The following is a 13,321-nucleotide window of genomic DNA, read 5'->3' as shown; positions in this document are numbered from 1 at the left end:
TGATCAGACGAACTTCAGTGTAACGATCTCGTAGGAACGCGATCCGCCCGGTGCATTGACCTCGATCGTATCACCTTCGGTCTTGCCGATCATCGCGCGCGCAATTGGCGACGAAATCGAAATGCGGCCTTCCTTCACATCGGCTTCCTGATCGCCGACGATCTGATAGACCTTCTCTTCTTCGGTGTCTTCGTCGATCAGCGTGACCGTCGCGCCGAATTTGATTCGGTCGCCGCTCAGCTTGGTAACGTCGATCACTTCGGCGCGCGCAACGACATCTTCCAGTTCGTTGATGCGGCCTTCATTGAGGCTCTGGGCTTCCTTGGCAGCGTGATATTCGGCGTTTTCCGACAGATCGCCATGGGCACGCGCTTCAGCGATAGCCTCGATGATCCGAGGACGCTCGTTTTGCTGACGCCAGCGGAGCTCTTCCTTGAGCTTTTCGAAACCGCGAGGGGTCATAGGGAACTTTTCCATACCCAGTCCTTTCCTTCGCCCGGCGCCCGCCTCTTCACGAGAACTCAACGCGCCGGTAGTTTGGTTGCCCGCCGCACCCCGCCAGCGAAACCTCGCTGCAAGGTGCCCTCCGGGAGCTGCAACACCCCCCGATACACAAAAAGAAAACGGCCACCGAAACATCCGTTTCGGAACCGTTCAAACGACTAATTCGCGGAACTATAGCAGTTTTGACGATCTTTTCACGCGGAAAAAACCGCCCCTGTCAAATCTCCGGACAAAGAGCCTGTTTCAGGGCCGCATCTGCAGTGATGTCGCAGAAAGCAGACGCCCCTTGCCGCCCCACCCGGCTTTTGCCTATAGGTGAGGCAATTTCCGGCGACCAAATGGCCCCGGACCTTCTTCTTTGCAATCCGAGGCCATGATGACGCGCACGCAAGCCAATTTTGTCCTGCTTCTGGCTGGCGTGATCTGGGGCATGGGTTTTGTCGCCCAGTCGACCGCCATGGCCAGCATTGGACCATTTTTGTTTATCGGCATTCGTTCCGCCATTGCCGCCTTGACCGTGCTGCCATGGGCGCTTGCCGAAGGCCGTCGTGCGCCTGCCCGTTTGAAGTCTTCCGACTATAGATATTTCATTGTCGTGGGCGCCGTGCTCTTCACCGGCCTGCTGCTGCAACAAATCGGCCTCATCACCACCTCGGTCACCAATGCCGGTTTTCTGACCGGGCTTTATGTCGTGATGGTACCGGTGCTGGGCGTGCTTTTGTTCCGCATATGGCCGCATCCGGTCGTCTGGCCAAGCGCCGCCTTCTGTCTGGCCGGGATTTTTCTGCTGTCGGGCGGGGAACTGACCGCGCTCAAGACCGGCGACTGGCTGGTGATCTGCGGCGCAACTTTCTGGGCCTTGCAGGTGCTGCTGATCGGCCGAGCCAACCGCGCCGGACGCCCGATCATGCTGAGCTGCGTTCAGTTTGCCACCGCCGCCGCTATCGGACTGGTCGGGGCATCGCTGCTCGAAGGTTTCAACTGGGACGCCATCGCCCTGACATGGAAGGAAATCCTGTTTACCGGCGTGTTCTCGTCAGGCATCGCCTTTACGCTGCAAGCCATCGGCCAGCGTTACACGACCTCGGCGCAGGCTGCGATCTTCCTGTCTTCGGAAGCGCTGTTCGCGGCCATGTTCGGCGCGATCTTCCTTGGCGAACGGCTGAGCTTCATCGGTTTCATCGGCTGCGGCATGCTGTTTGCGGCCATGCTGGCCGTCGAGCTTGTCCCGATGTTCTGGAACCGCAAGGATGAACCGGTTCCAGCGACGGAACCGGCTAACTAAGCTCTACGCCTTGAAGATCAGCGCTGCGCCGCCCGCGATGAAGGCAAAGCCCAGCAGGTGGTGCCAGGTGAAGGCTTCCTTCAGATAGAAGACCGAGAACAGGCTGAAGATCACCAGCGTGATCACTTCCTGTATCGTCTTGAGCTGGGCCGCCGAATAGACTTCGTGCCCGATACGGTTGGCCGGAACTGCGAGACAATATTCGATCAGCGCGATACCCCAGCTGATGAAAATCACTATAACCAGCGGCGTATTGGTGAATTTCAGATGGCCGTACCATGCAAAGGTCATGAAAATATTCGAGCCGACCAGAAGCAGGATCGGCAGGATGCTTGGCGAAATCAGTGCTGACATGGGTGAAACTTTTGGGACCGGGAGGATGGTCTTATCTGCGGTTTGGCCCTGAACCACAGGGTAAGCGATAGAGCATTTCCAGCAAAAGTGCGAAATGGTTTTGCGTGACGCGGTGCGAAAAAACTAAGTCGGCGATCAAAACATAGAGAGCATCACAGGCTCGCCCTCTCATTGCCCAGATTGCGCCACAGCGCTTAACGCGGGCACTGACTCTTCCTTTACGCTTCTCTCATAGGATACAGGAAACACCGGATTCTCACTGGAAAGACCCCCACGAGCAGAAGGCAAGGACATGGGTTTTGCGTTGTCCGCCATCATAGATCACGATCATGCGCGTTCGCGACTGCGCCGTCTTGGTCCGGCGGCTTCCGTGCTCCTGTTGATACTGGCCGCTGGCTGTTCAGGCGAGCGCCCACCGCGTCCGCAAGCCAATGTCGGAAATTCGGATATCATGGTGCCGAGCACCGATGTGGCCAGCGCCCCGATACCTGCTGCCCCGGTGGCCGATATGCCGATGGAACCAGCGCCGGTGGCGAGTTCGCCCATGCCCGAAGCTCCCATGACACCGGCTCCCCAGCAGGATCGTGTCGTCGGACTGGCGGAGGAAGAAGAAAACCACACCGCCCAGCCCGCACCGCGAAGCGAGCCTCAATATGCGGGCGACTACGGCTTCACGGCACCCGTTCAAAACCCGGTCACGGCAGCTGAAAACATCTACACCATGTCGAATTCGGAAGCGGCTTGCCGCACGCGACTGAAGCGATTGGGCGTGGTTTTCAAGGAAAAACCGCCAATCCATCGCAGCGCATCCTGCAATATCGACAATCCGATTGAAGTGTCGGGCTTCAACAGCGGTTCCATCGCCTTCAAACCGGCAGCAACGCTGAACTGTCAGGTGACGGAAACCTTTGCCCGCTGGATCAAGGGCGATCTGCAACCCGCTGCGCGCCTGCGTTATCTGTCCGGCATCAACACGATCTACAATGCGGGGGGCTATTCCTGCCGCACGATGAATCATCGCCGCGGTGCGAAAATGTCCGAACATTCGCGCGGCAACGCCATCGACGTGACCCGGATCAAGCTGAACAATGGCAAGGACATCTCGGTACGTAGACCCGGCTTCTTCGCCTTCCGCGAAAAAGGCTTGCTCAACAGCGTTCGTTCAGACGCCTGCGATTATTTCACCACGGTGCTCGGACCGGGCTACAACCCGGAACATGCGAACCATTTTCACTTCGACCTGATGCAGCGTCGTAGCGGCTATCGCGCCTGCAAATAAAAAGCCCGGTCAAAACCGGGCTTTTCCAACACAGAAGAAGCAATCGCCTATTCTGCCGGAACCGGAGACGGCTTGCCTTCTTTGTCGAGCGCAACCATAACAAATTCGCCATGCGTCACCAATTCCATACGCTGCTGGGATGCGCGCTGTGCCCATGCCTCGACGCGCAAGGTGATCGAGGTGCGGCCGACCTTGGTGATCTCCGTATAGACGCACAAGACGTCACCGATCTTCACCGGCTTGGCAAAGGACATCTCGCGCACGGCTGCGGTGACCACGCGGCCACGCGCGCGTTCTTCCGCACGAATACCGGAAGCCGAGTCCATCTGCGACATGACCCAGCCACCAAAAATATCGAATGCCGAATTGGCGTCCTTCGGCATAGCCGGAACGCGCAAGGTCAGTTCGCCTTTGGGCTTATCTGCAACGCTCATCAATCAATCCTTTAAACACAAATGATTCTGCCGGATTATGAGACAAACTCATCATGAAAAACATGCGGCATCGCACCCTGCTCTTATCCCGGTTCCAATAAGGAGGCACGTCCCTTCCCATCAACAGTTCGCGATTGCCCGACTTCCTGACAACCTTCTGTCAGGAGCCGACCGACAGAAACCGGCAACAAGTGGGATTCTACTGCCATGCTCTTTTCATTTGCATGGCGAAATTCCATATTAGCGACATGGCTTCTTCCAAGAACAAATACACTCAGGATTCGCACGACACGGCGGATAGCTTTGGCGAAATGCCTCATTCTGACGGCTTTGGCGAAATGCCTCAGGCCGAATACTCAGGCACGCCGCTCAGCGGCTCCATCGCCGACTGGGCGAAGGAAATTGGCGACGAGGCGACAAAGCCTGCCGCCAAGGCATCCAAATCTGCCAAGACGCCGAAGAAGATTCCCGAACGCAGCAAGGAAGCAACGCGCAGCGGTCGCGGCACGTCGATGGGCGGCGCGGCTTCCGCGAAGGAGCGCGCAGCCGCAGGCCTCAATCCGGTCGCAGGTCTTGATATCAGTCTGGAAGATGCCGCCGGGCTCAATGCGTCGGGTGCAACAGCAACCGTCAAGGCGCTGTCCGACCTGATCGAATCCGGCAATCCGCTGTTCAAGAACGGACAGCTCTGGACGCCGCACCGCCCTTCCCGCCCGGACAAATCCGAAGGCGGCATTTCTATCGAGATGGAAACGCCCTTCGAACCGTCCGGCGACCAGCCGACGGCCATCCATGATCTGGTCGAAGGGCTGACCAATGACGACCGCACGCAGGTGCTGCTCGGCGTCACCGGCTCCGGCAAGACCTTCACCATGGCCAAGGTCATCCAGGAGACCCAGCGTCCGGCCCTGATCCTCGCGCCCAACAAGACATTGGCCGCACAGCTTTACGGTGAGTTCAAGAACTTCTTCCCGAACAATGCGGTCGAGTATTTCGTATCCTATTACGACTACTACCAGCCGGAAGCCTATGTGCCGCGCTCGGACACCTATATCGAGAAGGAATCCTCGATCAACGAACAGATCGACCGTATGCGCCACTCCGCGACGCGTTCGCTGCTCGAGCGCGACGACGTAATCATCGTCGCTTCGGTCTCCTGCATCTACGGTATCGGTTCGGTCGAAACCTATACGGCCATGACCTTCGAAATGAAGATCGGAGACCGGCTCGACCAGCGGCAATTGCTCGCCGATCTCGTGGCTCAGCAATATAAGCGTCAGGACATCAATTTCGTGCGTGGCTCGTTCCGCGTGCGGGGCGATACGATTGAACTTTTCCCGGCCCACTTGGAAGACCGGGCTTGGCGCATTTCGCTGTTCGGTGACGAAATCGAGACCATCACTGAGTTCGACCCGCTTACCGGTCAGAAGACCGGCGATCTGAAGTCGGTCAAGATCTACGCAAATTCGCACTATGTCACGCCGCGACCGACGCTTAATCAGGCGATGAAGTCGATCAAGGAAGAGCTGAAGCACCGCCTCATCGAATTGAATAATGCCGGGCGTCTACTGGAAGCGCAGCGGCTGGAACAGCGCACGACTTTCGACCTCGAAATGCTGGAGGCAACCGGCTCCTGCGCAGGCATCGAAAACTATTCGCGCTATCTGACCGGCCGCAATCCCGGCGAACCGCCGCCGACCCTGTTCGAATATATCCCGGACAACGCACTGGTTTTCATCGACGAAAGTCACGTCACCGTCCCGCAGATCGGCGGCATGTATCGCGGCGACTTCAGGCGCAAGGCAACGCTGGCCGAATATGGCTTCCGTCTGCCGTCCTGCATGGACAACCGTCCGCTCCGCTTCGAGGAATGGGACGCCATGCGTCCGCAGACCATTGCCGTTTCGGCAACGCCGGGCGGCTGGGAAATGGAAGAAGCGGGCGGCGTTTTTGCCGAACAGGTTATTCGTCCGACCGGCCTTATCGATCCGCCGGTGGAAATTCGCCCCGCCAAGACGCAGGTCGATGACGTGCTCGGCGAAATCCGCGACACGGCGAAGAAAGGTTACCGCACGCTGGTCACGGTTTTGACCAAGCGCATGGCGGAGGACCTGACCGAATATCTGCACGAACAGGGCGTGCGCGTGCGCTACATGCACTCGGATATCGACACGCTGGAGCGTATCGAGATTATCCGCGATCTGCGCCTTGGCGCGTTCGACGTGCTCATTGGCATCAATCTGCTGCGTGAAGGTCTCGACATTCCAGAATGCGGTTTCGTCGCCATTCTCGACGCTGACAAGGAAGGCTTCCTGCGGTCTGAAACCTCACTGGTCCAGACCATCGGTCGTGCCGCGCGTAACGTTGACGGCAAGGTTATTCTCTACGCCGACAATATCACCGGCTCGATGCAGCGCGCCATGGATGAAACCAGCCGCCGCCGCGAAAAGCAGGTCGCCTATAACGAAGAACACGGCATCACACCGGCTTCGGTGAAGAAGAATATTTCGGACATTCTGAACTCGGTCTACGAACGCGATCATGTCCGCGCCGACATTTCGGGCTTTGCCGAAGAAGGCGGCATGATGGGCAACAATCTACAGGCCCATCTGGAATATCTGGAAAAGCAGATGCGCGACGCCGCTGCCGATCTCGACTTCGAAAAGGCAGCACGGCTGCGCGACGAGATCAAGCGCCTGCGCGAGACCGAACTGGCCATTGCCGACGATCCGCTGGCGCGAGAAGTGGAACTGGAAAGCCCGGTCACCGGGCGCACCAAGGGCCGCCATAATGCCGGGCGCAAGGCACATCGCACGGTGGATGACACCGGCGGCAAATCGCTGTTCCAGAAGCCGTCGCTCGACAATATGGGACCAGGCACGGACATGGCGAAGCCACGCCACGAAGGCCCCCTGCCCGCAGCACCGGAAACGAAGTTCCGCAAGAATACGCTGGATGAAATGACGGTGAAGCGGACGGAAATTCCAGCCGGTGGAGAAGCCCCTATTCGCCGCGAGCGCGCCGGTATCGGTTCTTACGAAGACCCGGCGGAAGTGTCTCGCAAGAAGCGGAGGCCCGGCAAGACGGGCCGTCCGGGAAGATAAGAAAACGGGTCCTGCACCAAAAATGCAGGACCCGTTTTCGTTTTCGATCAATATTCCTGCGCAGTTGGACGGAACAGGATTTCGTTGATGTCCACATTGTCCGGCTGGCTGATCGCGAAAACCACTGTGGACGCGAAAGAATCCGCAGGAATGGCAACATTCTCGTAAAGCGCCTTCACGCGTTCGGCCTGCTGCGGGTCCGTGACGCTGTTGGGAAGCTCCGTCGCTACCGCACCCGGCGATATGATCGTCGTGCGGATGTTGTAGGGCTTCACTTCCTGACGCAGTCCTTCGGAAATGACCCGCACCGCATGTTTGGTTGCCGAATAGACAGCGCCGCCCGGCCCCACCTTGTGCCCCGCCACTGATGAGACATTGATGATGTGGCCGCTCTTCTGCTCACGCATATGCGGCAGTGCGGCAGCGATACCATAGAGCACGCCCTTGATATTGACGTCGATCATGCGATCCCAGTCATCCACCTTGCCCATTTCGAGCAATGAATGCGGCATAAGCCCGGCATTGTTGATGAGTACATCAACACGGCCATGCAGTTTCACGGCCTGATCCACCAGACGCTGAACCTGAATGCGGTCGGTCACATCCGTATGCAGAACCGCACCCTCGCCTAGTCCCAGCTCACTGGCCAGCGCCTGTAGCCGGTCGAGACGCCGTGCGCCGAGCACAAGCTTGGCTCCGCCTTCAGCCAGCCGCCGCGCCGAGGCTTCCCCCAGACCGCTGCTTGCACCGGTAATGACGACAACCTTGTCCTGAATTCCCTGCATAATTCTGGTTCCTTTTGAACGGGGTTACCGATCAACGCGCTGCTGCAAATGCGCCGGATAGCGGTCGCCCTGCACAGTGATTTCGGAAAGCGCTGCTTCGATGCGGTTCAGATCATCGGCATTCAGTTCCACATTGGTGGCACCAATGTTTTCTTCCAGACGATGCAGCTTCGTCGTGCCCGGAATGGGCACGATCCACGGCTTCTGCGCCAGCAACCACGCAATCGCGATCTGGGCGCGCGTGACGCCCTTGGCTTCCGCTATCTGGCCAAGCAGATCGACCAGCGCCTGATTGGCATCGCGGGCTTCAGTCGAGAACCGCGGCACGACATTGCGGAAATCATTGGCTGCAAAGCTTGTTTTGCTGTCGATGGCTCCGGTCAGAAAGCCTTTGCCGAGCGGGCTAAATGGAACAAAGCCGATGCCCAGTTCTTCCAGAAGCGGCAGAATTTCCTGTTCTGGCTCGCGCCACCACAGCGAATATTCACTTTGCAGCGCTGTGACTGGCTGCACGGCATGGGCGCGCCGGATAGTTTGCGGGCCAGCTTCGGAAAGGCCGAAGTGCTTTACCTTGCCTTCCTTGATCAGATCGCGAACCGTTCCGGCCACATCTTCGATGGGTGTCGCCGGGTCGACGCGATGCTGGTAGAAAAGGTCGATCACATCCGTCTTGAGTCGTTTCAGCGATGCTTCCGCGACAGCACGGATATGTTCAGGACGGCTGTTCATGCCGCTCTGGCCGCCTTTGCCATCGAATTCGAAGCCGAACTTGGTGGCAATCACCACCCGGTCGCGGATCGGTGCCAGCGCCTCGCCCAGAACGTCCTCATTGACATAGGGGCCGTAAGCTTCAGCCGTATCGAAAAACGTCACACCCTTGTCGAAGGCGGCTCTGATCAGCTCAACAGCCTGCGGCCTGTCCACAGCGGGACCATAACCATAGCTAAGGCCCATGCAGCCAAGACCGATAGCCGAAACCTCAAGGCCGCTGCGGCCCAATATTCTCTTTTTCATGGTCAATATCCTTATGCGCGATAATCTTCGTCGCTGACATGTTCCAGCCAGTCCACAACCTTGCCATCGAGCGCTTCCGCGATGGCGATATGGGTCATGGCCGTGGTGGCCGTCGCGCCGTGCCAATGCCGTTCGCCCGGTTCAAACCAGACGATATCGCCGGGGCGAATTTCCTCGACCGGGCCGCCCTCGCGTTGCGCCCAGCCAAGGCCAGCGGTAACAATCAACGTCTGACCCAGCGGATGCGTATGCCAGGCCGTGCGCGCGCCCGGCTCGAACGACACGGTAGCGCCGCCAACGCGCGCCGGTGCAGTGGTGCTGAACGGCATGTCGAGGCGAACCGTGCCGGTGAAATAATCGGCGGAACCCTTGGTCGAAGGTTGAGACCCGATGCGCTTGATCTGCATGATATGTTTCCTTTCTTACCCGCCTGAAATCGCGGCAAACTTAAAAACTTCTGTCCCCAATGATTAGCCGTTATAATCGGCATGAACTCATGAGATGGATTCATCAATGCGGCGCGACAATATTCACGATCTGCTGGCTTTTCTGGCCATTGCGCGCGAGGGCAGTTTCACCCGTGCGGCGGCAAAGCTTGGCGTTTCCCAATCGGCGCTGAGCCACACAATGCGCGGGCTGGAAGAGCGGCTTGGGCTGCGCCTCCTGACCCGCACCACCCGCAGCGTCTCCCCGACAGAGGCTGGCGAAAGGCTGCTGCGCACCATTGGCCCGCGCTTCGAGGAGATCGAAACCGAACTGGACGCCTTGAGCGAGTTGCGCGACAAGCCTGCCGGAACCATTCGCATCACCACCTCCGATCATGCGGCGCAGGCCATTCTGTGGCCGGTACTGGAACGTCTTCTGCCGGACTATCCAGATATTCACGTCGAAGTGGCCATTGATTCCGGGCTGCGCGACATCGTAGCCGACCGTTATGACGCCGGTATCCGCCTTGGCGAGCAGATCGCACAGGACATGATCGCCGTGCCCATCGGCCCTGACATGCGCATGGCCGTGGTCGGCGCGCCGTCCTATTTCAAAAATCACCCGGTCCCCCGCACCCCGCAGGAACTGACCGCGCATCGTTGCATCAATCTGCGACTACTCACCTATGGCGGGCTTTACGCGTGGGAATTCGAGAAGAACGGGCGCGAACTCAAGGTGCGCGTCGAAGGCCAGCTCATTCTCAATTCCCCGAATATGATTGTCGAAGCCGCCAAGGCCGGGTTCGGCCTTGCCAGCTTGCCGGAAGACTACATGCGGGACGGTCTTGCCGACGGCTCGCTGGTGCGCGTGCTGGAAGACTGGTGCCCGCCCTTTCCGGGCTTTCATCTCTATTATCCAAGCCGGAGACAATCTTCCCCGGCCTTCGCGCTGCTCGTTGACGCCTTGCGTTACAGAGAGGCGGAGCCGCTGAAACGCTGATCCGCCTCCCCGTTTAACTCAACAACGACCGCTGCCCGAAACGCGGAAGCCTGCGCGTTCCGCCTCACAGCGATTGGAGAAGGTGCGCCGTTCACTGCCGCGCCTTGCGCAGACAGGCGCATATTCCCGTGTGCATGCGCCCATACCGGGCCGCGTCCCATGCTGTGGCGGACGGGCAGGACCGACGCCGGGACCATTCCAGCCGTTGCCCGGGCGACCGCTACACTGACCGTTCGACACCACGCGGAACCCCTCAGCCCGTGCGGAACATGCGTTGCCGAAGGTCTGGCGGACACCCCGCCGCTCGCCGCAGACGGGCGAATAAATCATCGGGCAAGCCTGCACATGGCCCGGATTACCGGGCCGGATCGGCGGCGGCCTGTGATCGGGTCCGCCCTCCGCCACACAGCCGGTCAACAACATCACACCGGCAATCAAGCCGGTCCACGACAAACCCCTCACCATGTTTCCTCCTCTCCAGAAACCGATATCCGTCTTTTGCCTCATCTAGAATGGAGCAGTTGCTCCGAACGGCAAGATTTAAATGGGAAGATTAGCGGGCGCGTCTCTCGACAAGTCGCCAAGTTGCGTTACTCTGCAATAAAGTGTGCAGCCCGAACAATCCGGGTCTGGCCATGGGGCAAAAGCGAACAGAAAGACGACATGCGGCGTTTCGGAACTTTTCTGGCGGCATCGTTCCTGATCGTCCCGCTTTCAATCACGCCCGCCGATGCAGAAACGGCACCGACAAGCTATAGCGAACCCAATCCGCGCATATCCGCACCGCCCCTGCCGCCGGAAAAGAAGGTGCCGGGCGTCAACCGTATCTGTCAGCTGATCGAGACCAGCGCCACCCGGCACGGCATACCGAAAGATTTCTTCGCCCGCCTGATCTGGAAGGAAAGCCGGTTCGATCATCAGGCCGTGAGCCCGGTCGGCGCGCAGGGCATTGCCCAGTTCATGCCCTATACGGCGAAGGAGCGCGGCCTCGCCGACCCATTCGACATCGAGCAGGCCATCCCCGCCTCCGCCAGCTTCCTGTTTGATCTCAAACAGGCCTTCGGCAATTGGGGTCTCGCCGCCGCTGCCTATAATGCGGGCGCGGGACGCGTCTCAAGCTGGATGCGCTCGGGCGGCTTCCTACCGCTTGAAACAGAGGATTATGTGCTCGATATCACCGGCGCTCCGGCGGACGACTTTGCGTCCGGCAAGGAGGTGCAGACCCGCCCGCTTGATTCGGGGCGTTCCTTTGCCGAGGCCTGCCGCCGCCTGCCGATCATTCGCTCGGCTACGATTCCCATGTCGCGTGTCAAACCGAAGCCATGGGGCATACAGGTTGCAGGCAATTTCCGTCGCAGCGCGGCCGTGAATCAATGGAGCCGCCTGCGCAAGCAATTCGCATCCGTGCTGAGCGGGCACGACCCCGTCATCAGCCGCATTCGCACCCCGATGGGGCGGCGCGGCATCTATGCGGTGCGGATCGGGGCCAATAGCCGGGCGGAAGCCGATGGTATTTGTAGCAAGTTGCGTGCAGCCGGTGGCGCGTGCATTGTCTCGCGCAATCGCTAGCCGCGCCCACAGGGGCAACCATCTTTGTGCCCGCTAAGACGACGTGCTCTATTAATCTATTCAATTAAATCCGCGCGTTTAAACAGGCCGCATCTCTAAAAGATCTCTTATATATCAAGGATAGGCTGTTCTATTTCGGTATACAGCTATAGAAATTCTAGAAATAATCGGAAAAATTGGCGACCAATCCGGTTCAAAGATAACAAAAGATCATGGGCGCAAAGAATTTGCTTGCCAAAATTCGCGTCATAGATCAGTCTCCACTCGTTCGGGCATTTAGCGAACAAATGGAAGACTGGAAGAACGGCGTGCCGGGGCCGCTATAAGTTCCGGGTCTGGGGATACCCAGGCAATGATCGGTTCCTTCCCTAAGTCGAGAACTGCCTGCATGACCCTCTGTCGGGTGTGTGGTGCGCTCGGCAGAAGATATAATTCCATCGTTTCGAAAGAAGCGGTGGCGCCAAGGAAAAGGAACGGATCCAATGGCACAGACCGGACTGGTCAAATTCTTCAATACCGAAAAAGGCTTTGGTTTCATCAAGCCTGATGATGGCGGCGCGGATATCTTCGTGCACATCTCTGCCGTCCAGGCTTCGGGCCTGACGGGCCTCGCAGACAATCAGAAGGTTTCCTACGAGACGGAACCGGATCGTCGCGGCAAGGGCCCTAAGGCCGTGAACATCACCGTTACCGGCTGATTGTTCTGAATACCAATTATGACCCCGGTTCACACCGGGGTTTTTTATTGCCCGAATTTCCGCAAGCATAATGAGCGCACCGGATCGGCAGTCCTGCCAGTATTCGTCCCCTCTGTGGGGAAATCAGAACGGCCGGTGCAACTGCAAGCGATTGAAAGCATGGCTGGAATGGCAATCCAGCACACACGCAACGGCAATCGCGCCTCTGACGCCACCCCCGAATTGTTACAGACACTGCGCGTATTTTACCGGGGATTGGCGACTTAGCGTCCTATTTCACCATTGTTCAGCCTCCATTCATGTCGAGAGAGTTAATCCATTATTCATGATTGGTGCCCCGTCTTTCGAGCGGTTCGCACCAGAGGAATTGCAGTCGAGCTTCTGAAGGAGCGAACAATGAACCGATTTGCGAAGACAACCATTCTGGCCGTTGCATCCTTGGCAGCGATTGCTGCTCCTCTTGCTTCAGCTTCGGCAGATTCATGGGGCCGTCCCGGCTGGGATCGCGGCGGTGACTGGGGCCGTCATCATCATCGTGGCAATGGCGACGCCGTCGCAGCCGGCGTGATCGGCCTTGCAGCGGGCGCCCTGATCGGCAGCGCACTGAGCCAGCCGCAGCCGACCTATGTGCAGCCAGCACCGATTTACGATGCACCGCCGCCGCCGCCTGCATATTACCCGGCTCCTCCGCCACCACGTCAGGTAACCTATTACCGTCAGGCAGGCTTTGAGCCGTGGAGCCGCAGCTGGTACAATTATTGTTCGGACCGTTACCGGTCGTTCAACCCGAACACCGGCACCTATCGCGGTTATGACGGTCGCGACCATTTCTGCACCGCTAACTGAAGCATTTCCAGCAAAAGTGCGTAG

At 58.6% G+C, this 13,321-nt stretch carries 14 protein-coding genes; 7 read left to right on the top strand and 7 right to left on the bottom strand.

Annotation, left to right across the window (positions count from 1 at the left end):
* Positions 1 to 3 precede the first annotated feature (3 nt).
* Positions 4 to 477: a transcription elongation factor GreA gene (greA, locus tag FHW00_RS05185; protein ID WP_078338718.1), complete on the bottom strand. Its 474-nt coding sequence runs from the start codon at positions 475 to 477 to the stop codon at positions 4 to 6.
* A 403-nt stretch (positions 478 to 880) separates the two neighbouring features.
* Here greA and FHW00_RS05180 point away from each other — a divergent pair, with 403 nt between their 5' ends.
* Complete coding sequence (locus tag FHW00_RS05180; protein WP_078338868.1) at positions 881 to 1,789, top strand: DMT family transporter; 909 nt, start codon at positions 881 to 883, stop codon at positions 1,787 to 1,789.
* Positions 1,790 to 1,792: 3 nt separating this feature from the next.
* On the opposite strand, the gene FHW00_RS05175 is transcribed toward FHW00_RS05180, so the two are convergent.
* Positions 1,793 to 2,143 carry a DMT family protein gene (locus tag FHW00_RS05175; protein WP_078338719.1) on the bottom strand — a complete coding sequence of 117 codons (351 nt, stop codon included), beginning with the start codon at positions 2,141 to 2,143 and terminating at the stop codon, positions 1,793 to 1,795.
* Between the two features lie 292 nt (positions 2,144 to 2,435).
* Here FHW00_RS05175 and FHW00_RS05170 point away from each other — a divergent pair, with 292 nt between their 5' ends.
* Positions 2,436 to 3,422: an extensin-like domain-containing protein gene (locus FHW00_RS05170; RefSeq protein WP_078338720.1), complete on the top strand. Its 987-nt coding sequence runs from the start codon at positions 2,436 to 2,438 to the stop codon at positions 3,420 to 3,422.
* Positions 3,423 to 3,469: 47 nt separating this feature from the next.
* Here FHW00_RS05170 and FHW00_RS05165 read toward each other — a convergent pair whose 3' ends face one another.
* Entirely contained in the window at positions 3,470 to 3,856 is a 387-nt protein-coding gene (locus FHW00_RS05165; RefSeq protein WP_078338721.1) for an acyl-CoA thioesterase, read from the bottom strand.
* Positions 3,857 to 4,104: 248 nt separating this feature from the next.
* Between FHW00_RS05165 and uvrB the strand changes: the two genes are divergently transcribed.
* A complete protein-coding gene (gene uvrB, locus FHW00_RS05160; RefSeq protein ID WP_078338722.1) occupies positions 4,105 to 6,960 on the top strand; it encodes an excinuclease ABC subunit UvrB in 2,856 nt (951 codons plus the stop codon).
* Positions 6,961 to 7,007: 47 nt separating this feature from the next.
* Here the strand turns inward: uvrB and FHW00_RS05155 are convergent, their stop codons facing one another.
* From FHW00_RS05155 to FHW00_RS05145, 3 genes are read right to left on the bottom strand one after another with little or no spacing between them, the layout of a single operon-like run.
* Entirely contained in the window at positions 7,008 to 7,745 is a 738-nt protein-coding gene (locus FHW00_RS05155) for an SDR family oxidoreductase (RefSeq protein ID WP_078338723.1), read from the bottom strand.
* A 24-nt stretch (positions 7,746 to 7,769) separates the two neighbouring features.
* Positions 7,770 to 8,759, bottom strand: coding sequence for an aldo/keto reductase (locus FHW00_RS05150; RefSeq protein ID WP_078338724.1), 990 nt, complete (start codon positions 8,757 to 8,759; stop codon positions 7,770 to 7,772).
* A gap of 11 nt (positions 8,760 to 8,770) precedes the next feature.
* Positions 8,771 to 9,166, bottom strand: a complete 396-nt coding sequence (locus tag FHW00_RS05145; protein WP_078338725.1) for a (R)-mandelonitrile lyase — start codon at positions 9,164 to 9,166, stop codon at positions 8,771 to 8,773.
* Between the two features lie 106 nt (positions 9,167 to 9,272).
* On the opposite strand from FHW00_RS05145, the gene FHW00_RS05140 reads away from it, so the two are divergent.
* The gene (locus FHW00_RS05140; RefSeq protein WP_078338726.1) at positions 9,273 to 10,184 is read left to right on the top strand and encodes a LysR family transcriptional regulator; all 912 of its coding nucleotides are present in this window, start codon (positions 9,273 to 9,275) and stop codon (positions 10,182 to 10,184) included.
* An 18-nt stretch (positions 10,185 to 10,202) separates the two neighbouring features.
* On the opposite strand, the gene FHW00_RS05135 is transcribed toward FHW00_RS05140, so the two are convergent.
* The gene (locus tag FHW00_RS05135) at positions 10,203 to 10,607 is read right to left on the bottom strand and encodes a Kazal-type serine protease inhibitor family protein (RefSeq protein WP_445558199.1); all 405 of its coding nucleotides are present in this window, start codon (positions 10,605 to 10,607) and stop codon (positions 10,203 to 10,205) included.
* Between the two features lie 240 nt (positions 10,608 to 10,847).
* Here FHW00_RS05135 and FHW00_RS05130 point away from each other — a divergent pair, with 240 nt between their 5' ends.
* From FHW00_RS05130 to FHW00_RS05120, 3 genes are all read left to right on the top strand, one after another.
* Complete coding sequence (locus tag FHW00_RS05130) at positions 10,848 to 11,753, top strand: transglycosylase SLT domain-containing protein (RefSeq protein ID WP_078338728.1); 906 nt, start codon at positions 10,848 to 10,850, stop codon at positions 11,751 to 11,753.
* Between the two features lie 482 nt (positions 11,754 to 12,235).
* Positions 12,236 to 12,451 (top strand): cold-shock protein, encoded by a 216-nt coding sequence (locus FHW00_RS05125; protein ID WP_010659637.1) that lies wholly within the window; start codon positions 12,236 to 12,238, stop codon positions 12,449 to 12,451.
* A gap of 396 nt (positions 12,452 to 12,847) precedes the next feature.
* Complete coding sequence (locus tag FHW00_RS05120) at positions 12,848 to 13,297, top strand: BA14K family protein (protein ID WP_078338729.1); 450 nt, start codon at positions 12,848 to 12,850, stop codon at positions 13,295 to 13,297.
* The last annotated feature ends 24 nt before the right edge of the window (positions 13,298 to 13,321 follow it).

The organism is Ochrobactrum sp. P6BSIII (assembly GCF_014138065.1).
Taxonomy (GTDB): Bacteria; Pseudomonadota; Alphaproteobacteria; order Rhizobiales; family Rhizobiaceae; genus Brucella.
This window is presented reverse-complemented; position numbering and strand designations above follow the sequence as displayed.

What these genes read in the sequence shown, in the direction of transcription:
- greA (WP_078338718.1), bottom strand. Translation starts at nt 477, where the DNA reads ATGGAAAAGTTCCCTATGACCCCTCGCGGTTTCGAAAAGCTCAAGGAA.
- FHW00_RS05180 (WP_078338868.1), top strand. Translation starts at nt 881, where the DNA reads ATGACGCGCACGCAAGCCAATTTTGTCCTGCTTCTGGCTGGCGTGATC.
- FHW00_RS05175 (WP_078338719.1), bottom strand. Translation starts at nt 2,143, where the DNA reads ATGTCAGCACTGATTTCGCCAAGCATCCTGCCGATCCTGCTTCTGGTC.
- FHW00_RS05170 (WP_078338720.1), top strand. Translation starts at nt 2,436, where the DNA reads ATGGGTTTTGCGTTGTCCGCCATCATAGATCACGATCATGCGCGTTCG.
- FHW00_RS05165 (WP_078338721.1), bottom strand. Translation starts at nt 3,856, where the DNA reads ATGAGCGTTGCAGATAAGCCCAAAGGCGAACTGACCTTGCGCGTTCCG.
- uvrB (WP_078338722.1), top strand. Translation starts at nt 4,105, where the DNA reads ATGGCTTCTTCCAAGAACAAATACACTCAGGATTCGCACGACACGGCG.
- FHW00_RS05155 (WP_078338723.1), bottom strand. Translation starts at nt 7,745, where the DNA reads ATGCAGGGAATTCAGGACAAGGTTGTCGTCATTACCGGTGCAAGCAGC.
- FHW00_RS05150 (WP_078338724.1), bottom strand. Translation starts at nt 8,759, where the DNA reads ATGAAAAAGAGAATATTGGGCCGCAGCGGCCTTGAGGTTTCGGCTATC.
- FHW00_RS05145 (WP_078338725.1), bottom strand. Translation starts at nt 9,166, where the DNA reads ATGCAGATCAAGCGCATCGGGTCTCAACCTTCGACCAAGGGTTCCGCC.
- FHW00_RS05140 (WP_078338726.1), top strand. Translation starts at nt 9,273, where the DNA reads ATGCGGCGCGACAATATTCACGATCTGCTGGCTTTTCTGGCCATTGCG.
- FHW00_RS05135 (WP_445558199.1), bottom strand. Translation starts at nt 10,607, where the DNA reads ATGTTGTTGACCGGCTGTGTGGCGGAGGGCGGACCCGATCACAGGCCG.
- FHW00_RS05130 (WP_078338728.1), top strand. Translation starts at nt 10,848, where the DNA reads ATGCGGCGTTTCGGAACTTTTCTGGCGGCATCGTTCCTGATCGTCCCG.
- FHW00_RS05125 (WP_010659637.1), top strand. Translation starts at nt 12,236, where the DNA reads ATGGCACAGACCGGACTGGTCAAATTCTTCAATACCGAAAAAGGCTTT.
- FHW00_RS05120 (WP_078338729.1), top strand. Translation starts at nt 12,848, where the DNA reads ATGAACCGATTTGCGAAGACAACCATTCTGGCCGTTGCATCCTTGGCA.